Source organism: Catonella massiliensis (assembly GCF_016651435.1).
Taxonomy (GTDB): Bacteria; Bacillota; Clostridia; order Lachnospirales; family Lachnospiraceae; genus Catonella; species Catonella massiliensis.
In genome coordinates, this window is sequence record NZ_JAEPRJ010000001.1 from 2,801,614 (window position 1) to 2,824,021 (window position 22,408).

The window sequence follows — 22,408 nt, forward strand, 5'->3', positions numbered from 1 at the left end:
TCTGCCTGCAAATATCTGTGTAATTATAGTTCTAATAATATCATCCTAATATTAAATATTTCACTTGTTACATCCTTTGTTTTATTCAAGCTCATCTTGTTATACATATAATTCAGGCTTTTTTACTATTAATCCATATTTTAACTTTGGTAGTTTAATTATATCATTGTAGAGTTTTTTTGTCTCCTTGCATGGTCTAAGGCTTAGATATTCCACATTTTCAAGGCTTAAAACCGGAGTATAGTCCTTGCTTTTAAGTCTAGCCATTAAAAAAGAAAAGAATCTAAGCTGTTTCATCCGAGTTAAAAAGTCCAGAGAATCTACCTGAATGTACTTAGGTCCAAGTCCGTCTCCACAAATAGAAAGACTCTCCAGGTTTTTAAGCATGGCAAACGGACTGTAATCCACGATTTTTTGGAAATTTTCAACTGATAGAGCTACTAAGCTGTTTAACTTTGAAATAGGCTCTATACTGCTTACACCTGCACCTGAACCTAAAGACAGGTAACGAAGCTTAGTGAGGTTGGCAAGCTTTGAAATGTCGGGATATACACCCCATTTAACATCAAGACTTATTAGATTTTCCTGCTCACAAACTGCATCAAATAATTCTTGAGGCATCCTTGTACAAAATGACAGCTCTGTAAAGGCCGTCTTATTGTTCCTTAAAAAGTCACACCACTCCTGTAATACACGCTTTTTCTCTTTTGCGCTCTTATACTGAGGTGTAAAGCTATCACCTAACTGTGTGCAGTTTATTATAAGTTCACTCTCACCATTATACTCAGAAACTTCTATTACTGACTTTTTCTGTGGTTCATCTTTATGAAAATAGTCAAATCCATATTCAATTTGCTTTTGGCTTAAAACAGGCATCTTTACTCTCCTAATCTTCATTTTTCTTCGAAATACTCTTCCAAATTATAATATAACTTCTTATCATCCTCCTCGTTATCCCGCAATACCAGCCACTTTCTTTGGTTTTCTTCGTTAACGAAAACAAAATTATGCTCACCATAGTAAGCTTGATAACCTTTATCTTCTAATACTACGATTTCTCCTTTTATAAAATCAAAAATATCTTTTTTAACAATATAAGTCTTCCCTATTTCCATCTTCATTATATATCTTCGCTTTCTAATATACTGTCTACATCCAAAAGTTCTCCGTTTACATCCATAATCTGTCCTTTTTCCTCTTCTGTCAAATTCTCTATGAAAATACACCATTCATCAGGATATCCCCCGACAAATTCCATTTTAGGCATATCTCTCTGATTCGGATTTTTAATCCACAAACAGAGCTTTTTGTTACCCCAAAATCTGGTTAGAGTTAGGCTTTGACCTTTATATATTATGTCTATATTTTTCATTTTTAATAACCGTCTCCCTTACAGTTGCACCCCTTTACAGTACATTGGTTATTTTCAGTAAAAAAACTGTCTTTGTTCTTTGCATAATGATGAACATAAATCATATTATTCCTCGAACTCTCCCAATAAATTAATCAGCTTAAATTTCTGTCAATATAAGCTCTTACCATATCCCAAAATCTATCATAATCATTATTTAAAGCAAGCCGGCTGCTAAGATTATTATACTCCTTATCATAACTACCGTCATCCAAAATATATAATTCTTTAGCCTTTTTTAGAACATCTGCTTCATCTTTTGCACCACAATTCTCAAGAGCATTTATGATTTCCTTATACCTATTACTTAAATTACCACTTATAACATCATCCAAGCCATCTATTTGCAATGCAGTATCATAATCAATAATAGTAATTATGTCTGCAACAAAGCGTGGATATTTTTTTAACTCTTTATACACTTCCGGCTCTGAATAAATATCTGCCATTGCCTGCAAGAAATCATCACCTTTTAAGTTTTGTGCAAATGCTTTGTCTATAAAATTCATCCTATGTTTCTCCCTACAACTAAGCCACTTTTAAATACTTACTGATTTTTGATTTACTCTCTAATCAATTTATCCACATAAATCCACATAATATTCTTTTTCGATAATCTAATCTTACACTTATTTACAACTTGATTGGAACTAATTGTTTTCTATATTCTTACGCTTAATGAAAGTTTTAAACCATCCAACTACAGAAGCAGCCGTATAACCTATCGTATAATTTATGAATATATCTCTATATGCATTGGCTGCAAGCGGTTCCCTAATCCCTGTTACCCAAATATAGACAAACACTAGCAGTAGTGTAGGAACATATACCACGAGAGCCTTTAACCAATAATTTCTAAGCTTCAAAGTTTTAACCAAGATATATGCAAGGGTGATAATAAATACAATTATAGCTCTATCCAATTCATGCCAATTTCCATTAGGATCTTCGTAATATCCATTTAAAAGATATAACACGCTATTAGAGATTGTCGCAAATGTGTATAACGCGGAATAAAGAAAAACCGCCTGCTTTAGCCAACTGTTCCATATAGATTTCATTACTCTTCCTCCATAAAATTAAATTTTTCATTCGTCTTTAACATCCACAAGTACAGCATCTTCCAAAGAAAAATAATCGTTCATATTACTGCTAAGACCAGAAGCATTCCATGCCTGTTCAAATGTTATCTCTTTAAGATTACTTAGATATACAAAGGTCGTGTCTACAGCAGCATTAGGTATTCTACCACTTATTTCAAGACAATTTTTATATGTATAATTACCACAAGTCCAACTACCATCACTCATTTCACTATAGGTTTTGCGGCTTCCTTCTATTGTATTCTTTACAACAACTTCTTTTTTACAGCCTGTTATATTAAATATTAAAATCAGGCAGGTTAATAATATAATAACTCTTTTCATAGATTTACTCCTTTAATTTTGGCTTATTTTTACTTACAATGTATATATGTCCTATTCCAAATATTATACCAAATATAATCAAAAGAGTGTACATCATTGTTATTCCACTTAACAGAAACAGACAAGTGCCTATCACTGCCAATGTAATCTTTTTCCAATATGCTTCCTTGATAAAATATAACATCCACAGTATCCAATAAAAAATCAGCAAAATAATATTTCCAAAAGCATAAACCAAGAATGCCTCAATAGAGCCAAATCCCAACTCACCCATTCCAAAATCAAATACCATAAGAAACATACAACCATATTGACCAATTTGTCCTAAAATTTTCATAAACTTATTGGCATACAGCTTTTGATAATTTTTTACTTTAACCCTGTAAATAATATTTGGAATAAGAAATAAAACTATAATTATCAGCCCAAATACATTCATCCAACCAAAATTCATTTTACCTGCCAGAAATATGCTTGTTGGTCCATCTGAACCTCCTATTAATGATAAATTGGTTAACATTTTTCTCTCCTTTTATTCATAAAATGATGTTTTATATATAAATGTTTCACGACAGCTCCTAATGATAAATTCTAAGCTCTCGCTTAGGCGGAGCGAAGCGGATGCCGGAGCGAGTCTGAAATGCTATCATTCGGAGCGTCACTTAGGTTAGTTTATATAACTCGACAAATTAGAAGTTTATACGATAAACCATATTGCCGTTATTCCAAATATACATAATTGCAGACACAGGCTCTTTTCCTTCTGCCCAAATCCATCCTGTATAAGTTGTAGAATATCCAAAATATCCTTCTGTCAAAATTTCAAATTCTACGTTTGAATACTCTTTTATATAATCCATCGTTACCTCACTATTTCTTGTATTATAATAATTCCACCTTGATACCTGCTGCATCGAATATCTTCTTTATTTTATCAAAATCATCCGTCAGAATTGTTGCTTCAGTTAGATTTGGAAATTGTCTAAGCTCCGTGAGGCTTACATCGTTCAAATCAAAATATCCGTCTTCGCCGTCCCACAGCGGAATGATATTCATATACACTTCATTACCACCATCCATGTAAAATGATCCGACTTCTTTTGCTAAGCTCTTAGGTATCTGCAAATTCTTAAAATACTCAAGTGCAGGTTCAATTACAGTTTCACTTTCTGTGTCAATCTCTTCACCCTTATACTCTTTTGCAAATTCATAAATATCAAACTCAGGCTGTAATACATTTATGTCATACATCAACTCTTGGATGATTGCAAGCTTAAAATTAAAATTGTCAAACTGTAGATAGCCTTCTTCCATATTATTATAAAAATCTTCACTATATTTCTCATTCGCCTTGTTTTTTTCTATAGCCTTAATAATTTTTTCTGCTTCAGATTTGATATATTTATTCTTATCTAAAATAGCAGATATTAAAGGATATATTATAACTAAAAAGACTATAACCACTCCTATATATACAATACCAATATAATAATTTTTTCCGGCATTTTCTCCAGAAATGTAATTAATTAATCCTACTATAAAATCAAATATCATTTTACCACACATCACTAACAGCGAAATACAACCCAATGCTGACATCCAAAAAAATTCAGTCATCATCTCCCTTGCTGCCTTGTCACATATATCCATCTTTTCTTCGATACTGATTAATTCAGAATCTTGGATACCTCTAAACCACGTTTCTGCTCTCTCTTCTTTTGTCATTAGCCTTCTCCTTTGATATTATAATTCAAATTATTTTCTCTAAAACTACAGCTACTCCATGTTCATTTTCCTTTTCAATTCCGGTCTCAACAAACCCGCATTTCTGCCAAAATCTACTGCTTTGTGGGTTTCCCTTCATATAGGCAAGCCTCACTTTTACATATCCTTCTCGCTTAAAAACATTTAAGGCTTCATCAATTATAGAACTGCCTATTCCTTTCCCGGACTCTTTAATATCCACCATAAATAATCCTATGAAAATGGTATCCTCTTGTGGGAAAGATACGATATAATCCATCACTGCCACTAGCTGATTATCATTAAAAAATCCCAGATAAAACTTATCTATTAAGCTCTTCCCCGGTGGTAGTGCCCTCAAATCATTGAGTACAGATTCGATGCTTGGTTTTGGTGGACAATACTCAAAATATAATGGATTTCCGGATAACAAATTAAAAATAATTGGAGCATCCTCTTCTCCCATTTTTTTGACTTTGTATTTTGTAGATAGTATACTAAAATCAAACATAAATACCTCCGCAAATTCTAATTTTGTCGAGTTATATAATCTAACCTAAGTGACGCTCCGAATGATAACATTTCAGACTCGCTCCGGCATCCGCTTCGCTTCGCCTAATGCGCTCGCTTAGAATTTATCATTCGTAGCTGATACCTTAAACTTATGAAAATAACAACCCGAATACCAGATGAAAGACAGCCCCCCATGCCCACATGTGGCTGATGTGTTTGTTTTTGCTGACTTATCAATTAAACAGCCGGAACTAATAATGCCTAAGCGAGCGCATCAGGTTTTTCGTCAACAAAGCCATATTACAACAGCATCTTACAGAAAAACCGTAGCGAGTCTGGACATTTATTAGTGAAGGCGTGACTTAGTAAGTTAACAACACATCAGCCATACAACTTAGAATTTATACAACACTCTTATTTACAAACTCATTAATCAATTCATTTACTATCTGAGGTTTGTCTGTATTGGAATTATGACCTGCATTATCAATCCATTCAACACTCTTTCCTGTATTTTTCTCAAATGATTTTAAATATCTAACACAAGATCCTGCACGATCTTCTTTTCCACATATTATAATATAAGGACATTTTATATCATATGCTAAATTCTTTTCTACTGCACTTGCTAAAATTTTATAGCCATGTCCGGCAAGACGAGAGTACCTTTTTTTATTTCCATCATAAACCATCATCATATCAAACATTAACTTTCTTCCATATTCAGTAGTTGATACACCTTTTGCACCTTCCTTTAATAGTTTTTTCCAAGGATAAATCCTATAAATTGGCTCCACAATTTTTAGCAACCATAACTCTATTGCAGTATAATACTTCCTTTGAAGCGAGGGCGAATCAATTGTAACAAGACCCTTTAGCTTTTCAGGAAATAATTCTGCGTAAACCTGTCCTAAATATCCACCCATTGATTGACCAATTAATATAGGCATATCAATACATTCCTTTATCAATATTTCATTCAGCCATTTTGCTTCATCAAACAAATCAAAATCGAGTTTAAAAGGATATGATGATGCATGTCCTGGTGCATCCCAAACCAATACTCTAAACTTATCCTCAAAATATTCTATCTGTTTATCAAACAATCGATGATCAGCAGTGAGTCCAGGCAAAAATATAAGAGTAATTTCTAATTGTTTATTAGGGTTATTTACCCAATAATGAATTACTCCTAACGAAGTTTCTAGCTTTTTTTCCAGCATACTCATACCCTCCCTTACATCTTTTAAACATAAATTACATTTCCTCTATAACAGCTATCCTTTGTAATATCTCCTTTGCCAGTTCCTTAGCCTTTATAAAATTATCTTTACTAAGTATCATCAATACATAGCTGTCACTACCCACATCCATTGCAGATAAAACATAGTCAGTCCATTGAGTGTTAATTATTTTGCCCCACCTTGGAATATCTTCATCGCTATCCAATATTTCTTCGTTTACTTCAAGCTCTAGTCCTGTACTTAGTTTATTTACAGCAATCATAAAATCATCTTTTCTTATTTTCCAGTCAAGTTCAATTGCTCTACCCTTTTTCAATAACTCTTCATAAAGTTCAAGCCAGGCATCTTCCATGTCTTCTTCATTCTCAGGCTTTACTTTCTTAAGAAATTGCTTTGTATGTTTAGTATTTCCTAATAATAGTTCTGTTAATTCAACAAATGCTTTATGCATCTTTTCATTCTCATCGTCCACAACTTCTACATAGCTTTTTTCATCAGGAAGAGTCTCTTTTTGCATAAAAGTTCTCATTATTTTTATCGCATCTTCATAGCCTAAGTCATATATACAGTATTTTTTACCGTTTATTTCAAGGTATAAATTCACATAATCTTTATTTTTTGCTACAACTGCCTTCATTGAGGTGCAGCCTTTTATCGCATGAGGCGGACGTATCTCTGTATAGTAAATATATCCATCCTTCATAGCTTTTAGTGTATTATTAATACCATCAATATGAAACTCTTTATGATTAGAATTTGGATTTTTAATCCACCATTCTACATATGTCCCAAGCAATTTTCTTTGAATCCAATTATAAATACTCATAACAACCTCCCCAAAAATGTTTCACGTGAAACATTTATATTTTAAATTTCTTTTATTTCACTATAATGCCTACAATTGTAAATATAGTTTTTACATAAGTAAGCTTTTCTGAGTTTTGTCTATCGATAATTTTATCAATAGCAATTGTATTTGAATTAAAATGTTTCACGTGAAACATTTTATAGTTCTTATGATACTAAAATAAGCCAGACTAAAGCTATACTCTCCCCTCTATCAAATATAGCTTAACCAAAAGTTTCTTCTAGCCATTTCTTTATATCATTAATTGTCTTATCGCAGGATAAATTAAGCTGTGAACAATCCGTCTCATAAAGCAATATCACTTTCTTATCTTCATCAAAATATCTTCTAAGCCAAGCTATGAATCTTGCAAACTCGTATAACTCGTCATCAGAATTAAAGTATTCTATTGCAAATGTACAGCGATTTCTATCCATTCTCAATTCAAATTGATATGATTCTGAATAGTTCTCCCAGCAAATGTCAAAAGTTCTGGCAGTATTACTTACTTCAATATTAGTGCCGGGATATTTTGCATCAATATCTTCATTAAATTTCTTAAGATCAAATTTGTAATTCTGTTCTTCATTCAAGTGAACATACAGTGTTACAGCCATTTTATCTATACCCCCTGTATTAGCTTTGACAATTCTAATTCTGACAAATTGGAACAAGTATATAATTGCCTAAGTAAATCATTATCAAATTCAATATCATAGTAGTCTGTAGCAAACTCCTTTCATCTTCCAGCTCAGTTAAAGCATTGTCTAAAACAAACAAGGCTTCTAGGCTTGAATGCATATTATCCCAGTCCATATACTTTTCCTGCTTTGACATAGATTTTTCTTTTAACATATATTTCCCTCTATTTTTTGATTTGCCTTATTGCATTGACTTAGACTCTTATTTTATTTTTTTGACTTGTAAAATTCCAAGTATTTTGGATCGTCATATTCGAAGTATCTATACTTAACCCCTTTTTGTTTGACAAGATTATTCCATATTTGAAAAGCTTCATCCATATTTCCGGCTTCAAATTCATATTTTGCTTTCATATGATCAATTTCAAAATCAAACAAATGTAAAGTGTCATTATTCTCTGTCATTCTATCTAACCAAAGTTTAGCAAAATTCAGATTGTTATTTTGAAGCGCACGTCCAAAAAACATCTTAGCATAGTTGTAGCCCTGATTCCACTTTGCTCCTGATTCCGGAAATGCCTTCCACCCTTGTTCAGCTAAATCAAAACCTTCTTCTAATTCGTTAGCATTTAGCTTATTTATAGCCTCCTTACCATAATTTATAATGGCTTCATATCTTTCATCGTCTAGCAGCATACTTCTTATACCTCCTGATAGTTAAGTAAATTTCTCACTCATAATTATATACCAAGCACCAAACAAATTCTAATTTGTCGAGTTATATAATCTAAACTAAGTGGCGCTACGAATGATAACATTTCAGACTCGCTCCGGCATCCGCTTCGCTACGCCTAATGCGCTCGCTTAGAATTTATCATTCGTAGCTGATACCTTAAATTTATGCAAATAACAACCCGAATACCAAATTAAAGACAGCCACCCCCACCTGCCCCCATGCGGCTGATATGTTTGTTTGTGCCGCCTTATCAATCAAACAGCCTGAGCTGATAATATCGCATATTTCACCAATTGTTTACAGCTCTTATATAAATAGGACTATTCACTTAGATTTCAGTTCAACAGCCGGAACTAATAATGCCTAAGCGAGCGCATTAGGTTTTTCGTCAACAGAACTATTCTAAAACAGCTTCGTTCAGAAAAACCGGAGCGAGTCTGGACATTTATTAGTGAAGGCGTCACTTTATTGGCTAATCGAAATATTATGCACTTATATTTTTAGCAATTGCTTAGCTGGTATGCTATCCGCGAAGGCGTGACTTAGTAAGTCAAACAACACATCAGCCCTACAACTTAGAATTTGTCATTAAAATAAAATCTAACTTGAATCACAGTCAATCATTTATTTTGCATCAGAAATCAATTACATTTAATATTAATACTAAAATGTTTCACGTGAAACATTTAAATATCAAATATACTACCACATCATAAAACATCTTATCACAAATTACAAGCAGTTTAATTTCTTACCTTTGTTTTCTTTAAGCCATCAAATAACCCATTCTCGCCTATCTTGCTGTTCTTCATTTTTACGTTTCTTCAACAACTGCTATCCTATTTAATATCTCTCTTGCCAGCTCCTTAGCCTTTATAAAATCTTCTTTAGTAAGTATCATCAATACATAGCTGTCACTCCCCACATCCATATCTGATAAAACATAATCCTTCCAGATTGAATTGATGATTTTGCCCCATCTGGGAACATCTTCCTCACTATCCAATATCTCACCATCTATCTCAAGTTCAATACCTTTACTTAGTTTTTTAATTGCGTTCATAAAATCATCTTTTCTTACTTTCCAGTCAAGTTCTATTGCTATACCTTTTCGCAACAACTCTTCATAAAGTTCAAGCCAGGCATCTTCCATGTCTTCTTCATTCTCAGGCTTTACTTTCTTAAGAAATTGCTTTGTATGTTTAGTATTTCCTAATAATAGTTCTGTTAATTCAACAAATGCTTTCTGCATCTTTTCATTCTCATCGTCCACAACTTCTACATAGCTTTTTTCATCAGGAAGAGTCTCTTTTTGCATAAAAGTTCTCATTATTTTTATCGCATCTTCATATCCTAAGTCATATATACAGTATTTTTTACCGTTTATTTCAAGGTATAAATTCACATAATCTTTATTTTTTGCTACAACTGCCTTCATTGAGGTGCAGCCTTTTATCGCATAAGGCGGACGTATCTCTGTATAGTAAATATATCCATCCTTCATAGCTTTTAGTGTGTTATTAATACCATCAATATGAAACTCTTTATGATTAGAATTTGGATTTTTAATCTACCATTCTACATATGTCCCAAGCAATTTTCTTTGAAGCCAATTATAAATGCTCATACTAACCTCATTTCCAATGTTTCACGTGAAACATTTTTATTATTCAACCTCTATTATTTCACCAAAATATCTACAAATGTATATAAGCTTCTAGCATACAAAAGTCTTTTCAGCTTTTCACAGCTCTAAAATATAGATAGCTTAAATGCTATATATCTATCCATATAACTAATGTTGAGCTTACTTGGTTAAAATAAATAATGTTTTTAAAGTCAAAAATCAAGTTAATAGCAAACAGCATTATACAAACACTTACAATACGAAGTTTCCCTGTTTTGTCATTCAACTTACTTATTGTTCGTTAAACATATTATACAGTAGTCCCATATATTTTTGAAGTCGAATATTGTCTTAAGTTTATTTTATTATAAGATACCCTCTTTTTTTATCTATAAAGAAATCTTTGCAAATGTCTATGAAATTAAAATGTTTCACGTGAAACATTTTATTGTTCTAATTATTCTATCCTTACTATCACATAAGAAATTAACCAAAAGTTTCTTCAAGCCATATCCTTATATCATCAATTGTCCTATCACAAGATAAATCCAACTGAGTGCAATCTGTCTCATATAGCAATATCACATTCTTATCTTCATCAAAATAAGTTCTAAGCCAAGCTATGAATCTTGCAAACTCGTATAAATCTTTATCAGAATTAAAATACTCGATTGCAAATGTACAGCGATTTCTATCCATTCTGAGTTCAAATTGATATGGTTCTGAATAGTTCTCCCAGCAAATGTCATAAGTTCTGGCAGTATTACTTACTTCAATATTAGTGCCGGGATATTTTGCATCAATATCTTCATTAAATTTCTTAAGATCAAATTTGTAATTTTGTTCTTCATTCAAGTGAACATACAGTGTTACAGCCATTTTATCTACACCCCCTATATCAGTTTTGACAATTCTAATTCTGACAAAGCTGAATAAGTGTATAATTTTCTAAGTAAGTCATTGTCAAATACCATATCATAATAGTCTGTCGCAAACTCCTCGAATCTCTCATAAGTACCGAAAGCATATCCGAGTAACCAGCGTCCTCCATCATTTCCTTCTATCTGATTTTGATGAACTTCGCCGTCATACCAAATAAAAAAAGTAGTTTCCTGTCTCTCATCATCTGTAAACATATTTTTCATTTTCTCGTCTAAGCCATCATACATCATATCAATAATGCCCTGATTCCATTCACCAGCAGCAAACTGATTAAGACTATTTTCATGAGCAAAGCCTTTTATTAGCACTGCAGTTTCTGTAAATAATACTGTTAACTTATCTCCTGCACCATTATCAACAATATACTTTATCATATTATCAGTCTCGTACTTCCGTATCAATCTCAAGTCATCATCTTCTGGCTCAGTTAATGCATTGTCTAAAACATATAAGGCTTCCAAATGTATTAACATATTATTCCAATCCATATATTTTCTTTGTTTTGATATATCGTTGTTTACTTTATCTAACATAATAGTCCTCCGACTAACTACTTGGCTTTCTATTATTGTATATCTCGTATGGCATATCTTACAGCTGTTAATTTCTTGCCACCAATTATCACTTCTTTATCATCATTGCAAAGTTCAAATCCATACCTTTCATAGAACTTCCTGGCTCTGGTATTTTCTTCAAGAACATAAAGAATAACCTCTTTATATTCATGTATTCTTAATTCATTTATTACTGAATCCATTATTTTTATTCCATAACCTTTGCCTATATATTCAGGCAACAAATAAATTGAAATTATTTCTCCAAAATCACTGCAATTATCAATTCTTGCTCTACCAAAACTTGCAGTCCCGATATACTCACCATCTTTAATGCATACCATAGTGTACAAGCCAGGACTTCCCAATCTGTTACTCCAATGTCCTCTTGGAATTTTATCTAGAAATTCCTGTGGAATGATACCTCTATAAGCATATTTCCAACTATCCTCCATTATTTTGCTAATTTTCATTTTGTCATCAGACGAATCAATATATCTTATTTCCATTGTTTCTCCTTATCTGAGTATCTCTTGTCTATCGTATATTTTTTTCATTAGCATGAGCATAGTAAATTGTTTTAGGGTTATAGCTCATTATAAGTTCCCAATCTTCCTTTAATTTGCTATTATCTTCGTATGCATCAAGATATTCAAAAGGTTCTAAGTCCCCTACAAAACAGTTACCATCGTCAAGAATCAGAGAAATACTATCAAGACTATGGCTTGTTGTACAAATAACTTCTCCATCAATTCCTATACACTTAAGAATTTCTCTGCTATTCTTTTCACTTAAAATCTTGGCCTTATCAGCATCTATTGGTTCATATTTCACCTTATTGTCCCTATTAAAAATATAATCCGAAAAATGAATATATGGATACTGTGTATCAACTAATAGTAGTTCCACACCCTGTTTCATTAACTCACTAACTAAGCCGATGTGGTCAGGATGGTAGTGAGAAGCTAATAAATATTTGATATCATTCAGTTTAATTTTATTCTTTTTTAATTCCTTATAAAATGCCTGAATTGTACCTGCATAGTCTGTATCAAAAAGTAGATAACAATTTTCTCCATTTATTAAGAAAGTATTTGTATTTCCATATCTCAATTTAATAATCATGCTCACCTCCCGAATTTCTAATTTGTTGAGCTAATGTGTTTGTTTGCTACACTCAGTGACGCCTTCACTAATAAATGTCCAGACTCGCTACGGTTTTTCTGTAAGATGCTGTTGTAATCTGGCTTTGTTGACGAAAAACCTGATGCGCTCGCTTAGGCATTATTAGTTCCGGCTGTTTAATTGATGAATGATTGCAAACAAACGCATCAGCCACATGGGGGCTGGTGGGAGTGGCTGTCTTTAATTTGGTATTCTAGTTATTATTTGTATAGATTTACGGTACCAGCTACGAATGATAAATTCTAAGCGAGCGCATTAGGCGGAGCGAAGCGGATGCCGGAGCGAGTCTGAAATGTTATCATTCGGAGCGTCACTGTGTGGTAAGATAACGGATGACAGCAAAAACTGATAATGCCTAAGCGAGCGCGTTAGGCGTAGCGAAGCGGATGCCGGAGCGAGTCTGGACATTTATCAGTTTTTGCGTCTACTTTGCAACTAATTTTAGCCCTACAAATTAGAATTTATCTTATAAATGTTTCACGTGAAACATTTTCATAATCATAATAGTCTACAAACAAGTTAGATGCATAATTAAATCTATTATAAAATGCTTGTAAAAATATTATTCTTATTTTCAAAATAGATACATTGTTCTATTCAACATTATTATAAACTTCAATACCCAGAACTTTAATAATAATTCCTTCTTCATATTCTTTTCCCGATTCAACAGGTGCTAACCTATGAACCTTTAAAACTCTATAAACTAAAGCTTTATACTCCACAGTACCTCCATCTTTTAATCGCAACGGAATTGGTATAAGAAGAAAAACAGCTAACAAGATGCATACAATAACCACATTTCGTTTTTTCATGTTTAACCCCTCCAAAGATGAATTTCTACATTTCTTTTATTTTTCAATCTCTATGATTTCACCGCAATGACTACAGTGATAAATATGTTTTTTTGCATATAAGAGTCTTTCCAAATTTTCAAAACCACCACAATGTGGGCATCTCAAATACTTTTTATCAATCAGAATATATCCTGCTAAACCTACAATAGCAAAAGCAAACAAAGTTTTAATAAAGAATCCACCTATTATACAAACACTAAAAACTATTACACAAATATATGCAGAATAAAGTTTTTTCTTTTTTATCATAAAATCCTCCTTTCGGTTTTATATTCATATCTTACAACAATTTCTTCATATACCTCTCTTCATATTCAACATAGCCATGTTTTTGATAAAAAGAATAAGACCCAAACCAATCATCTTTAGGTATGCCAAGATGCACCTTTGCAACAGATATCTCATTATTTTTCATATCTTCTTCTGCAATTTTAAGTAACGCACTACCTATTCCTTTACGTTTTTCCGCCACCTTAACAAATAACCTATGAATGAATGCTTCATTTGCGCCATCAACTCTTACATATCCAATACTTCCTATAACTCTATCATTTTCATCAACGGCAATCCAAAATCTGCCATCTCTATCAAAATAATTTGATTTTATATCTAATAAATCTTCATTTAATCCCGGTTTTCTTCCCAAAGCATCCTTAGCTTGCAAAATCATAAATATTAGATCATCTCTATAGCTTTCTTCAAAAGGTATAATTTTCATATTCTAATATCTCCAAAATACAGATTTATTCATGTATAAACACCAAATCATCCCCATCCAAAAAGTCCGCTTTTCTAAATCCTAAATTAATGTATAATCTCTGAGCCAACTCATTATTTTGTTCAGTAGTCAGGAAAATCGGCATATTGCTGTCCACATTTTTCAAAGTTTTTATCGCACTCTCAGCGGTTGCCCTTCCTAAACCCTTATTCTGATAATTCTTATCTATATAAAAACTCCAATTAAACCCTTTTTTATTAAGTACTATTTTTCTAAACGAAATAAAGCCCACTCTTTTATTTTCATTATTGTAAATAACACAAGGCACATTATTTTCCGGATCTAAATATGCTCTCCCTACCGAAAAACTTGCAGGATTTACATATTCCATCTGTCCACTTGTTATCTTACATTCTTCTACCGCATACCAAAGGTCAGTTTCATCTTCTATCGGCTTTATCCAAACTAGTGAATTACTGCTTAAATTTTGTTTTATTTCGGATAAAAATTTCCCCATATAATCTCCTATAATTGCAATTTTAATGTTGGTGTTTTTGTTTTTGTTATCAAAAACGCTAATATTAACTGCTTGTATTATCATCCATCATTATAATTTCAGAGTCATAATACTTTTCTGTAAACTCTACTTTTTCCATAATCTCAGCCTTTGTAAAATGACTGTTTTCAGGTGCAACCACCCACTTTTCTTCTACATCATCGTAACGATGAATAATGGCAATTACCCTTCCCGTAAACTCTTTTACCGGCTCATCAATACCTATTATATAGGCATCTTGTTCTTCACCATCTCCTACAATTATTCCTTCTATATATCCATAATTTATCGGATAATACATATCCTTATGTTTAGGATGATAGCTCCCGAGCGGTCTGTCAACTGTCACTTTTACAAGCTTACAAAGCATAGTTTTACTCCAATATTTAACCCAAATTATTGATATTGTCTTATTTCAGCATTTAACCTTTCTATCAAACTAATTATATTTCTTCTGAAATCCTTTAACTCATACAATGTATCTTTAATTTCACCCTGTACCCTAATATCCGTAAATATATTGTCAAACCAGATATCAAAAGCACCATCGCTAATGGTATCGCTTATTTCTGTCGGCAAATGCATATCAACATCTTCAAGCTCCTTATTTAATACAGTTAGTGAAGAGTAAATTTCTTCGATATCAGCATTTGCATCCTGAATTTTACCCCTTTTAATAAAGCTTGAAATCATTCCTCCACCAAAAATATCAAATAATCCCCAGGATGATGCACTGTCTAAAGAAGATATGGCGTTATCTATCCTTGCAATTACCTCTTCAGCCGCCCTCTTTGCTTCATAAAGTTCTTTTAATCTGTCCATTCTCATACCTCCATAAAAGTTAATATTCTACTGTTTCTTTCTTACCTTCGGAACCGGCAATTCATCAAAAACCCTACTCCCTGTCCGGCAAAGCTTATAACTCCATAAATAAGAGCATATATCATTGCACTTTCGTTATAATAGATAAAAACAGTCGGTAACCAAAGTAATGCAACTGCCAGAGATAAATACCATTTAAATCCATTCATTTTGGCATATATCAATGAAAGTATGAACAATGTAGCCGGTAAAAGACAGAGCAGTGTAAACATAGCACTCCCTGTATCCCTACACAACAACGGTGCTACCACATAAAATGCAAGCATTACTAAAATATAAACATAATATTTCTTTATAAAAGCTTTCATCCTGCCTCCTTTATTGCTACCTTTTCTGTTTCCTGCGAAAATAATTTACATACTTCATCAATAAACACATCTAAATCAATCATATCACAGCTTTTTAATTCTATTTTATCTTTTTTATTTTTTAATACAAATGAATATCCAAAATATTTACTCTTTACAAATAATTATAATTTTATCCATGGATTTTGCTTCAATTAAATAGCTCCAATTTTGACAAGAGCCTTATATATCCCTTCATCATTATTGCTATCAGTTATAGTCTTAAAGCGTTGTTTAAGTTCATCAGGTGCATTTTCCATAAGAAATGGAAATCCGACTACTTCAAGCATTTCCACATCGTTAAAATTATCTCCGAAAGCTGCTGCCCTTTTCACATCTATATTCCACAATCTACATAATTCCAAAACCGCACTTCCCTTTGTTATACCGGGAGCCATAATCTCAATCATAGTATGAAATGATTTAACTACCGATAAATCAGGGAAGCTCTTCTTTATCTTATCTTCAATTTCATCAGTCTTTTCAGGGTTACAGATACAAAGAATTTTTCCTATCTTTGCATCGATAGATAATGACTCTACAGAACCTCTGGCAGCCTCTGTTTTCACTATATTTTCCTCAGTTATCACTCTTTCATCGCTCTTATCCTTAACTATCCAGTTATCACCTGAGTAAAGATTCCAACAACAGTCGAAGTTCTCTTTCTCAATAAAACTAATCACTTTCTCTGCTATTTCCCTATTAAAACCTGATGAATACACAGTATTCTTATTCTCATCTAATATTAAAGCTCCACTGTAGCATATAATAGGGCAGGAAAATCCATTTTCCTCTAAAATAGGATAGATTCCAGATGGACTCCTGGCTGATATTATTACAAAAGGAATATCTTTTTCATGTAATTTTTGTATTGCATACTTTGTTCCATCAAGCATCTTATGTTCACTATTTAATAAGGTTCCGTCTACATCACTAAAAACTATTTCTAAATCCATATTTTTTACCATTCCTTTCGCTTCGCTCAAGGCTCAAACAAGTTATGAAAAAATGTTGTGCCTTTCCTCGCTTTGTCTTATAATATCTATATAGGATAGCAATATACTACAGAGCACGGGAGGAGGAGTGGCGAATTTATTTTCGACCCCGTATATTTATATGTGCCGTCATCCTTACAAGCACAAACAAGTGGGACATTGAGCCCGGACTCTTATCATTGGTAATAAACCATGTTTATTCAGTCGCAGGATGACAGTCAATGTTGCTATCCTTTTTTTATAAAGGTGGTGATACTTATGATGAAGTTAAAATACTCCATCTGCTGTGGGCTTGATGTCCACAAAAATGTTATCGTTGCAACCATCGTAATCACAAATGCTGATGGAATCTCTGAGTACAAGCAAAAATCATTTTCTACTTTCAACTCAGATATTAGAAAATTTCACAGCTGGCTAATCGAGAATAATTGTTATCATGTATGTATGGAATCCACTGGGAAATATTGGATTCCTATTTTTAATTATCTCGAGAATGACATAGAAGTCTGCCTTACCCATCCTAAATATGTCAAAGCCATCAAGGGAAAGAAAACTGATAAAAAAGACTCCAAATCGATTACTGACCTCTACAAATTCCACCTTGTCAGATGCTCGTTCATTCCCCCTAAAGACTTCAGACAACTGCATTAAATCACAAGATACCATTTCAAACTCATATGTATTAAATCTTCTGACAAAAACCTCATACAAAACTCCATAACTCTTTCCAATGTCGGCATTGCCAGTGTACTGTCTGATCCTTTTGGCAAAACAGCCACAGAAATCATGTCGTATCTTCTTACACATACTTCTGATTCCATTGATGAAAAAGCTGTCCGCAGACTCATTAAAAAAGGGGCAAAAGCTAAATCCGATGAAATCATTGAGGCAATCAGGGGGTATAACATAGAATCTGATCAGGCTAAAAAGCTTGAACTTGCCCGCAGCCATCTGGAGTATCTTGATGGCATGATTACTCAATCTGAAGTTGAGCTTTATGTAAGGATGAAGCCTTACTACAAGTTCGTTGAACTTGTTTCTACAATGCCTGGGATGACCGAACTAAGTTCAACAATCGTTCTTGCCGAAACAGGCGTAGATATGAGCATCTTTGATGACGCAAAGCATCTGTGCTCATGGTGTGGGCTTTCACCTACTAACAATGAGTCAGCCGGTAAAAAGAAGTCTGTGCGGATTTCAAAAGCAGGAGATTACTTAAAGCCTATGATGGTACAATGTGCGCTTGCAGCAATCAAGAGCAAAAAGCAGACCTATTTTGCAATCAAATATGGTCGAGTTAAAAAACGCCGTGGTCATAAGAAAGCAATCATTGCCATAGCACGAATGATGATAGTATGCATTTATCACATGGTTTCAGAAGAAAAACCGTTTAATCCTATTGATTATGAAGAACTTATGTCTCCGAAAAATCAAATAGAGCGTGTGATTCTAAATGAAAACAATGTCTTTGCTTATCTTGAAAGCCTTGGTTATGATAGCTCAAAGTTAGTAAAACGCAACGATAACTAACATTTATTTATATAGTTACCAATTTTAGGGATCTTGCGACCCCTTATATAAGTGCGCCCAAAAATATAAGTTATTTTTCACTCTTTACTCCCTATATTCCCTCAAGTTAAACTCTGATATATCTCTGGTTTCTGCTTCTTGGTGTATCCGGAGCTGTCATTTTAATAACACACATATCTATTGCAGGATTTAGATAATTCTTTCTAAATCCCTCTCTTGATTTCAAACCAAGCTTTTCCATAAGTGTCTTACTCGTGTATGGAATGTCATATTCCATCACATCAAGTAACCTTTTAACAGCTTCTGAAATATGCTCATTTGCTTCATTAAACTGAATAGAGATATCGTCTAAAATTTTATCAAGCTGTGACAACATAAATTCTATAAAAATCGTAGAATCCCCATTAATATGACATTTTGCAATCACTTCATAATAATCTCCATTCCGCCGCCTTCGGCTGGCGGCACAAATAGTAATGAAAGTGTTTCAACTCTCTACGTTTTGCTTTAAAATGGTTTGCAAGAAGCTATACTACAAAGCACGTGAGGAGGAGTTGTAATAACTTTCTTCGTTTTAGACAGCATAATAATCAGTGTAAGTTCTGCCTTTTCAAGCACAAATGAGTGGTATTACGAATCCGTACACTAAGAATTGTTTAAGCGCCTTAGTTTAATTGTGTGGCAGTTCAGTCAATGGCTTCTTATCATTTACGAAAGGAGTCTGACTATGAAAGTTACTTACCAAATCTGTTGTGGTGTCGATGTTCACAAATCTTTTCTCGTTGCCACAATCGTCAAAACCACCGGTGGCATTGAACCATCTTACCAAAAGAAACGCTTTTCCACCTTTAACAATTCAATTCTTGAATTCAAGCAATGGCTTCTTGACAATGACTGCCATGATGTTTGTATGGAATCCACAGGCAAATACTGGGTTCCTGTCTTTAATCTTCTGGAAGATGAGATCAATGTTGTCATTGCCAATCCCAAGTGGGTAAAGGCTGTGAAAGGCAACAAAGATGATACCAAAGATTCTAAATGGATTGGGGATTTATTCCGTCTCGGACTTGTCAAAGGCAGCTATATCCCTTGTAAGATAGTCCGTATTCTCAGGGAATACACTCGCTATCGTTGCAAGCTTGTTTCCTGCCGTTCAAGTGAAAAGAATCGATACCAGAATGCTCTTACTGTTTGTAATGTTGCATTAGATTCTGTTGTTTCCGATATCTTTGGGAAGTCATCCACGTCCATTATCGACTATCTACTTGAACAATCGGGTACATCCATTAACCACGAAGAAATCGCATCTAAGCTTCTTCGGAGCCTCAAATCCAAAGAAGATGCTGTTATAGAATCCGTCGAAGGATATCAGATGACTGATGCCCAAAAATACCGTATGCGCCTCGTCCGCGCACATATGGATTATATCACAGCAGAAATCAAAGATGTTGATAAAATGATAGAAAATATGATTTCTTCTAATCCTGATTTTGAAAATGCTGTCCAGTTCCTCTGTACCATTCCGGGTGTCAAATGTGATAGTGCAATAACTATCATCTCCGAAATCGGTACGGATATGTCTCAGTTCTCAAGTTCCAAACGTTTATGCTGTTGGGCTGGTTTAACACCTGGCAGCAATGAATCTGCTGGTAAGAAGAAATCTGTTCGGATTACACGTGCCGGAGTCTACCTCAAACCTGCATTAGTACAGTGTGCTCATGCAGCCGTAAAATCTGACCAATCTCCTTACTACAAAAAGAAATATGAATCTCTTGTTAAACGTCGTGGCAAGAAAAGAGCCATTATCGCTATTGCCCGTATGATTCTTACTGCCATCTACCAAATGCTGTCTACTGGCGAGCAGTGGAATCCGAGCGACCTTTATAAAATCGATGTGCCTGAAGCTCTTATTGAAAAACAAAAGGCAAAAGCTATCAAGCAAGCCAAGAAACTATTGCAACGAGAGGGACTACTTCCTCCTGATGAGCCAGTAGCTTCTTAATCGAATTTTCTAACTCAATAACACTTCAAAAAGTTGCCTGCCTTAGACAGCTTAGTTAAGTGCGCCAATCTATGGCTTTCCTATACTTTCTTTCACACTATTCCTCCTGAAATTTCTCTATCTGGCTTTCAATAGGAATATATTCAAATATCGTCTTCCACTTCGATAAAATAGCTGTTTGCCACAATCTTGCCATTCTGCCGTTGCCGTCAGAAAATGGATGAATAAACACAAATTCATAGTGAAATATACAACTCATTATAAGCGGATGAACCTGATTATGATTTTTCTTCATCCAATCAAATAGTTCACTTACAAGCTGTGGGACAAACTTTGCAGGCGGTGCCATAAATATGCATTCTTCACCATTAAATACACCTTCTTCACCGGTTCTAAATTCACCTGATTCTCTCAAAATACATTCTGTCATAATTCCATGAATTTTTTTCAAATCCTTGATATCATAAGGATTAATATCAGATAAATGTTCGTAAGCAGCATAGGCATTCTTGACCTCAAGAATTTCTTTCTGCTCTCCTAATACAGTCTTTCCATTTATTACATCTCTTACCTGTCCCAAAGAAAGTGAATTTGCCTCAATTTTAAGTGATGAATGAATGGATTTAATTCTATTATTTCTTCTAAGATATGGTCTTGTATCAAGATTACCAGTTGCAGTAATACGTCCTATTTTTTCTGAAATAGACGATACATACATCAATATCTTATCTGTAATTATAAAAGGCGGTTTATACTTCTCCATAATTTCACCTTACTTCCGTATTATCTTCCGCATTTACTTCCTACAAATATACAACAAATGGCAAGAATACCCCAGCATTTCCCTTTTTTCACAAATATGGAGCTGATAGTCTAAAAATAATTTAAAATCGTCATCTGACATTTTAAAATCAGGATTTCTCTCAACTATTTCTAAAACACTGTCTGCAGCAACCGTAGTTATATACTTCACTGGTTTAGCCTCAAACATACCTTCAAATTCCACTATATCAAAACCTGTAAATGCCTGTTCTGTAAAATGCTTCACCTTATAGTCTTCATCAAAATTAGCTGTAAAACCCTCTTTAAAATTGCCTGAAAGATAATTACTCATCATAATTGCATGCGCTGATAAAAATGCTACAAGTATAACTCCATCAGGCTTTGTTACACGAATTGCTTCATCTAAGGCCTTATGCCTGTCTTTTTCTTCATATAGATGATACATGGGACCAAATAAAAGGGTTACATCAAAGGTATTGTCATCAAATATACTTAGATTCAGTGCATCACCCTGAAAAGCTGATATATTCATTATACCTTTAGCATTTTTCTTTAAGACTTCAAGATTACTTTCCACAAGCTCAACCGCAGTAACATCATAACCATTTTTTGCAAGTGCTATGGAATATCTGCCTGTCCCTGCCCCTATTTCAAGTATCTTATCACCAGACTTGATGTACTTATCCACATAATTCATCGTAATAAAATACTCAAGCTGCCCCTGTCTGCTTGAGGTAAGCCTTTTATCCTCATCAAACCTACCATATATGGTTTTTAGCATTTCAATTCTTTCTGCCATATACTTTATCCTTTCTACATTATTAGTACTATTAAAAAATAACAGAAAAGGAGATGAATTACATACCAT

34 protein-coding genes are annotated in these 22,408 nt (G+C 33.6%); 3 read left to right on the forward strand and 31 right to left on the reverse strand.

The window, feature by feature from the left end; translation table 11 throughout:
* Positions 1-99: 99 nt before the first annotated feature.
* The 28 genes from JJN12_RS12420 to JJN12_RS12555 all read right to left on the reverse strand — a co-directional run bounded on the left by JJN12_RS12420 (position 100) and on the right by JJN12_RS12555 (position 17,186).
* The gene (locus JJN12_RS12420; protein ID WP_208429987.1) at positions 100-876 is read right to left on the reverse strand and encodes a leucine-rich repeat domain-containing protein; all 777 of its coding nucleotides are present in this window, start codon (positions 874-876) and stop codon (positions 100-102) included.
* Positions 877-893: 17 nt separating this feature from the next.
* Entirely contained in the window at positions 894-1,121 is a 228-nt protein-coding gene (locus tag JJN12_RS12425; RefSeq protein ID WP_236013790.1) for a phosphohydrolase, read from the reverse strand.
* Positions 1,121-1,372 carry a hypothetical protein gene (locus JJN12_RS12430; RefSeq protein WP_208429988.1) on the reverse strand — a complete coding sequence of 84 codons (252 nt, stop codon included), beginning with the start codon at positions 1,370-1,372 and terminating at the stop codon, positions 1,121-1,123. Before JJN12_RS12430 ends, JJN12_RS12425 begins: the two co-directional genes overlap by 1 nt.
* 134 nt (positions 1,373-1,506) lie before the next feature.
* A complete protein-coding gene (locus JJN12_RS12435) occupies positions 1,507-1,920 on the reverse strand; it encodes a DMP19 family protein (protein WP_208429989.1) in 414 nt (137 codons plus the stop codon).
* A gap of 141 nt (positions 1,921-2,061) precedes the next feature.
* A complete protein-coding gene (locus JJN12_RS12440; protein ID WP_208429990.1) occupies positions 2,062-2,472 on the reverse strand; it encodes a DUF6608 family protein in 411 nt (136 codons plus the stop codon).
* A 27-nt stretch (positions 2,473-2,499) separates the two neighbouring features.
* Complete coding sequence (locus JJN12_RS12445) at positions 2,500-2,838, reverse strand: immunogenic protein (protein ID WP_208429991.1); 339 nt, start codon at positions 2,836-2,838, stop codon at positions 2,500-2,502.
* Positions 2,839-2,842: 4 nt separating this feature from the next.
* Positions 2,843-3,358, reverse strand: coding sequence for a hypothetical protein (locus tag JJN12_RS12450; RefSeq protein WP_208429992.1), 516 nt, complete (start codon positions 3,356-3,358; stop codon positions 2,843-2,845).
* Between the two features lie 169 nt (positions 3,359-3,527).
* On the reverse strand, positions 3,528-3,698 hold the full coding sequence (locus JJN12_RS12455; protein ID WP_236013961.1) for a hypothetical protein: 171 nt from the start codon (positions 3,696-3,698) through the stop codon (positions 3,528-3,530).
* 22 nt (positions 3,699-3,720) lie between these two features.
* Entirely contained in the window at positions 3,721-4,563 is an 843-nt protein-coding gene (locus tag JJN12_RS12460; protein ID WP_208429994.1) for a DUF6892 domain-containing protein, read from the reverse strand.
* A 25-nt stretch (positions 4,564-4,588) separates the two neighbouring features.
* Positions 4,589-5,092: a GNAT family N-acetyltransferase gene (locus tag JJN12_RS12465; protein WP_208429995.1), complete on the reverse strand. Its 504-nt coding sequence runs from the start codon at positions 5,090-5,092 to the stop codon at positions 4,589-4,591.
* Between the two features lie 403 nt (positions 5,093-5,495).
* Positions 5,496-6,317 carry an alpha/beta fold hydrolase gene (locus tag JJN12_RS12470; protein ID WP_208429996.1) on the reverse strand — a complete coding sequence of 274 codons (822 nt, stop codon included), beginning with the start codon at positions 6,315-6,317 and terminating at the stop codon, positions 5,496-5,498.
* Positions 6,318-6,351: 34 nt separating this feature from the next.
* Positions 6,352-7,164: a DUF6630 family protein gene (locus JJN12_RS12475; RefSeq protein ID WP_208429997.1), complete on the reverse strand. Its 813-nt coding sequence runs from the start codon at positions 7,162-7,164 to the stop codon at positions 6,352-6,354.
* A 245-nt stretch (positions 7,165-7,409) separates the two neighbouring features.
* Positions 7,410-7,802 carry a hypothetical protein gene (locus tag JJN12_RS12480; RefSeq protein WP_208429998.1) on the reverse strand — a complete coding sequence of 131 codons (393 nt, stop codon included), beginning with the start codon at positions 7,800-7,802 and terminating at the stop codon, positions 7,410-7,412.
* Positions 7,803-7,836: 34 nt separating this feature from the next.
* Positions 7,837-8,040 carry a hypothetical protein gene (locus tag JJN12_RS12485; protein WP_208429999.1) on the reverse strand — a complete coding sequence of 68 codons (204 nt, stop codon included), beginning with the start codon at positions 8,038-8,040 and terminating at the stop codon, positions 7,837-7,839.
* Between the two features lie 53 nt (positions 8,041-8,093).
* Positions 8,094-8,522, reverse strand: coding sequence for a hypothetical protein (locus JJN12_RS12490; protein WP_208430000.1), 429 nt, complete (start codon positions 8,520-8,522; stop codon positions 8,094-8,096).
* A gap of 854 nt (positions 8,523-9,376) precedes the next feature.
* Positions 9,377-10,000 (reverse strand): DUF6630 family protein, encoded by a 624-nt coding sequence (locus JJN12_RS12495; RefSeq protein ID WP_236013791.1) that lies wholly within the window; start codon positions 9,998-10,000, stop codon positions 9,377-9,379.
* Positions 10,001-10,675: 675 nt separating this feature from the next.
* Positions 10,676-11,068, reverse strand: a complete 393-nt coding sequence (locus JJN12_RS12500; protein WP_208430001.1) for a hypothetical protein — start codon at positions 11,066-11,068, stop codon at positions 10,676-10,678.
* Positions 11,069-11,082: 14 nt separating this feature from the next.
* A complete protein-coding gene (locus tag JJN12_RS12505; RefSeq protein WP_236013793.1) occupies positions 11,083-11,664 on the reverse strand; it encodes a hypothetical protein in 582 nt (193 codons plus the stop codon).
* 32 nt (positions 11,665-11,696) lie between these two features.
* A complete protein-coding gene (locus JJN12_RS12510) occupies positions 11,697-12,194 on the reverse strand; it encodes a GNAT family N-acetyltransferase (protein WP_208430002.1) in 498 nt (165 codons plus the stop codon).
* Positions 12,195-12,222: 28 nt separating this feature from the next.
* Entirely contained in the window at positions 12,223-12,810 is a 588-nt protein-coding gene (locus tag JJN12_RS12515) for an MBL fold metallo-hydrolase (RefSeq protein WP_208430003.1), read from the reverse strand.
* A 653-nt stretch (positions 12,811-13,463) separates the two neighbouring features.
* The gene (locus tag JJN12_RS12520) at positions 13,464-13,685 is read right to left on the reverse strand and encodes a hypothetical protein (RefSeq protein WP_208430004.1); all 222 of its coding nucleotides are present in this window, start codon (positions 13,683-13,685) and stop codon (positions 13,464-13,466) included.
* A gap of 36 nt (positions 13,686-13,721) precedes the next feature.
* Positions 13,722-13,976 carry a hypothetical protein gene (locus tag JJN12_RS12525; RefSeq protein ID WP_208430005.1) on the reverse strand — a complete coding sequence of 85 codons (255 nt, stop codon included), beginning with the start codon at positions 13,974-13,976 and terminating at the stop codon, positions 13,722-13,724.
* A 31-nt stretch (positions 13,977-14,007) separates the two neighbouring features.
* Positions 14,008-14,445: a GNAT family N-acetyltransferase gene (locus JJN12_RS12530; RefSeq protein WP_208430006.1), complete on the reverse strand. Its 438-nt coding sequence runs from the start codon at positions 14,443-14,445 to the stop codon at positions 14,008-14,010.
* A gap of 25 nt (positions 14,446-14,470) precedes the next feature.
* Positions 14,471-14,962, reverse strand: coding sequence for a GNAT family N-acetyltransferase (locus tag JJN12_RS12535; protein WP_208430007.1), 492 nt, complete (start codon positions 14,960-14,962; stop codon positions 14,471-14,473).
* Between the two features lie 64 nt (positions 14,963-15,026).
* Positions 15,027-15,371, reverse strand: coding sequence for an inorganic diphosphatase (locus JJN12_RS12540; protein ID WP_208430008.1), 345 nt, complete (start codon positions 15,369-15,371; stop codon positions 15,027-15,029).
* A 26-nt stretch (positions 15,372-15,397) separates the two neighbouring features.
* Positions 15,398-15,823: a hypothetical protein gene (locus JJN12_RS12545; protein WP_208430009.1), complete on the reverse strand. Its 426-nt coding sequence runs from the start codon at positions 15,821-15,823 to the stop codon at positions 15,398-15,400.
* Between the two features lie 41 nt (positions 15,824-15,864).
* Entirely contained in the window at positions 15,865-16,191 is a 327-nt protein-coding gene (locus JJN12_RS12550; RefSeq protein WP_208430010.1) for a hypothetical protein, read from the reverse strand.
* Positions 16,192-16,385: 194 nt separating this feature from the next.
* A complete protein-coding gene (locus JJN12_RS12555) occupies positions 16,386-17,186 on the reverse strand; it encodes a Cof-type HAD-IIB family hydrolase (RefSeq protein WP_208430011.1) in 801 nt (266 codons plus the stop codon).
* 297 nt (positions 17,187-17,483) lie between these two features.
* Here JJN12_RS12555 and JJN12_RS14300 point away from each other — a divergent pair, with 297 nt between their 5' ends.
* Positions 17,484-17,876, forward strand: a complete 393-nt coding sequence (locus JJN12_RS14300) for an IS110 family transposase (protein ID WP_236013795.1) — start codon at positions 17,484-17,486, stop codon at positions 17,874-17,876.
* 135 nt (positions 17,877-18,011) lie between these two features.
* The gene (locus JJN12_RS14305) at positions 18,012-18,755 is read left to right on the forward strand and encodes a transposase (protein ID WP_236013796.1); all 744 of its coding nucleotides are present in this window, start codon (positions 18,012-18,014) and stop codon (positions 18,753-18,755) included.
* 106 nt (positions 18,756-18,861) lie between these two features.
* Here JJN12_RS14305 and JJN12_RS12565 read toward each other — a convergent pair whose 3' ends face one another.
* The gene (locus tag JJN12_RS12565) at positions 18,862-19,182 is read right to left on the reverse strand and encodes a Fic family protein (RefSeq protein ID WP_208430012.1); all 321 of its coding nucleotides are present in this window, start codon (positions 19,180-19,182) and stop codon (positions 18,862-18,864) included.
* Between the two features lie 300 nt (positions 19,183-19,482).
* Here JJN12_RS12565 and JJN12_RS12570 point away from each other — a divergent pair, with 300 nt between their 5' ends.
* The gene (locus JJN12_RS12570; RefSeq protein WP_208429125.1) at positions 19,483-20,757 is read left to right on the forward strand and encodes an IS110 family RNA-guided transposase; all 1,275 of its coding nucleotides are present in this window, start codon (positions 19,483-19,485) and stop codon (positions 20,755-20,757) included.
* Between the two features lie 97 nt (positions 20,758-20,854).
* Here the strand turns inward: JJN12_RS12570 and JJN12_RS12575 are convergent, their stop codons facing one another.
* Both JJN12_RS12575 and JJN12_RS12580 read right to left on the reverse strand, forming a co-directional pair.
* Positions 20,855-21,520: a Fic family protein gene (locus tag JJN12_RS12575; RefSeq protein WP_328706807.1), complete on the reverse strand. Its 666-nt coding sequence runs from the start codon at positions 21,518-21,520 to the stop codon at positions 20,855-20,857.
* 33 nt (positions 21,521-21,553) lie between these two features.
* Positions 21,554-22,339, reverse strand: coding sequence for a class I SAM-dependent methyltransferase (locus JJN12_RS12580; RefSeq protein ID WP_208430013.1), 786 nt, complete (start codon positions 22,337-22,339; stop codon positions 21,554-21,556).
* Between the last annotated feature and the right edge of the window lie 69 nt (positions 22,340-22,408).

Coding starts and splice junctions, on each gene's coding strand:
- JJN12_RS12420 (WP_208429987.1), bottom strand. CDS start 876: ATGCCTGTTTTAAGCCAAAAGCAAATTGAATATGGATTTGACTATTTT.
- JJN12_RS12425 (WP_236013790.1), bottom strand. CDS start 1,121: ATGAAGATGGAAATAGGGAAGACTTATATTGTTAAAAAAGATATTTTT.
- JJN12_RS12430 (WP_208429988.1), bottom strand. CDS start 1,372: ATGAAAAATATAGACATAATATATAAAGGTCAAAGCCTAACTCTAACC.
- JJN12_RS12435 (WP_208429989.1), bottom strand. CDS start 1,920: ATGAATTTTATAGACAAAGCATTTGCACAAAACTTAAAAGGTGATGAT.
- JJN12_RS12440 (WP_208429990.1), bottom strand. CDS start 2,472: ATGAAATCTATATGGAACAGTTGGCTAAAGCAGGCGGTTTTTCTTTAT.
- JJN12_RS12445 (WP_208429991.1), bottom strand. CDS start 2,838: ATGAAAAGAGTTATTATATTATTAACCTGCCTGATTTTAATATTTAAT.
- JJN12_RS12450 (WP_208429992.1), bottom strand. CDS start 3,358: ATGTTAACCAATTTATCATTAATAGGAGGTTCAGATGGACCAACAAGC.
- JJN12_RS12455 (WP_236013961.1), bottom strand. CDS start 3,698: ATGGATTATATAAAAGAGTATTCAAACGTAGAATTTGAAATTTTGACA.
- JJN12_RS12460 (WP_208429994.1), bottom strand. CDS start 4,563: ATGACAAAAGAAGAGAGAGCAGAAACGTGGTTTAGAGGTATCCAAGAT.
- JJN12_RS12465 (WP_208429995.1), bottom strand. CDS start 5,092: ATGTTTGATTTTAGTATACTATCTACAAAATACAAAGTCAAAAAAATG.
- JJN12_RS12470 (WP_208429996.1), bottom strand. CDS start 6,317: ATGCTGGAAAAAAAGCTAGAAACTTCGTTAGGAGTAATTCATTATTGG.
- JJN12_RS12475 (WP_208429997.1), bottom strand. CDS start 7,164: ATGAGTATTTATAATTGGATTCAAAGAAAATTGCTTGGGACATATGTA.
- JJN12_RS12480 (WP_208429998.1), bottom strand. CDS start 7,802: ATGGCTGTAACACTGTATGTTCACTTGAATGAAGAACAGAATTACAAA.
- JJN12_RS12485 (WP_208429999.1), bottom strand. CDS start 8,040: ATGTTAAAAGAAAAATCTATGTCAAAGCAGGAAAAGTATATGGACTGG.
- JJN12_RS12490 (WP_208430000.1), bottom strand. CDS start 8,522: ATGCTGCTAGACGATGAAAGATATGAAGCCATTATAAATTATGGTAAG.
- JJN12_RS12495 (WP_236013791.1), bottom strand. CDS start 10,000: ATGAAGGCAGTTGTAGCAAAAAATAAAGATTATGTGAATTTATACCTT.
- JJN12_RS12500 (WP_208430001.1), bottom strand. CDS start 11,068: ATGGCTGTAACACTGTATGTTCACTTGAATGAAGAACAAAATTACAAA.
- JJN12_RS12505 (WP_236013793.1), bottom strand. CDS start 11,664: ATGTTAGATAAAGTAAACAACGATATATCAAAACAAAGAAAATATATG.
- JJN12_RS12510 (WP_208430002.1), bottom strand. CDS start 12,194: ATGGAAATAAGATATATTGATTCGTCTGATGACAAAATGAAAATTAGC.
- JJN12_RS12515 (WP_208430003.1), bottom strand. CDS start 12,810: ATGATTATTAAATTGAGATATGGAAATACAAATACTTTCTTAATAAAT.
- JJN12_RS12520 (WP_208430004.1), bottom strand. CDS start 13,685: ATGAAAAAACGAAATGTGGTTATTGTATGCATCTTGTTAGCTGTTTTT.
- JJN12_RS12525 (WP_208430005.1), bottom strand. CDS start 13,976: ATGATAAAAAAGAAAAAACTTTATTCTGCATATATTTGTGTAATAGTT.
- JJN12_RS12530 (WP_208430006.1), bottom strand. CDS start 14,445: ATGAAAATTATACCTTTTGAAGAAAGCTATAGAGATGATCTAATATTT.
- JJN12_RS12535 (WP_208430007.1), bottom strand. CDS start 14,962: ATGGGGAAATTTTTATCCGAAATAAAACAAAATTTAAGCAGTAATTCA.
- JJN12_RS12540 (WP_208430008.1), bottom strand. CDS start 15,371: ATGCTTTGTAAGCTTGTAAAAGTGACAGTTGACAGACCGCTCGGGAGC.
- JJN12_RS12545 (WP_208430009.1), bottom strand. CDS start 15,823: ATGGACAGATTAAAAGAACTTTATGAAGCAAAGAGGGCGGCTGAAGAG.
- JJN12_RS12550 (WP_208430010.1), bottom strand. CDS start 16,191: ATGAAAGCTTTTATAAAGAAATATTATGTTTATATTTTAGTAATGCTT.
- JJN12_RS12555 (WP_208430011.1), bottom strand. CDS start 17,186: ATGGATTTAGAAATAGTTTTTAGTGATGTAGACGGAACCTTATTAAAT.
- JJN12_RS14300 (WP_236013795.1), top strand. CDS start 17,484: ATGATGAAGTTAAAATACTCCATCTGCTGTGGGCTTGATGTCCACAAA.
- JJN12_RS14305 (WP_236013796.1), top strand. CDS start 18,012: ATGTCGTATCTTCTTACACATACTTCTGATTCCATTGATGAAAAAGCT.
- JJN12_RS12570 (WP_208429125.1), top strand. CDS start 19,483: ATGAAAGTTACTTACCAAATCTGTTGTGGTGTCGATGTTCACAAATCT.
- JJN12_RS12575 (WP_328706807.1), bottom strand. CDS start 21,520: ATGGAGAAGTATAAACCGCCTTTTATAATTACAGATAAGATATTGATG.
- JJN12_RS12580 (WP_208430013.1), bottom strand. CDS start 22,339: ATGGCAGAAAGAATTGAAATGCTAAAAACCATATATGGTAGGTTTGAT.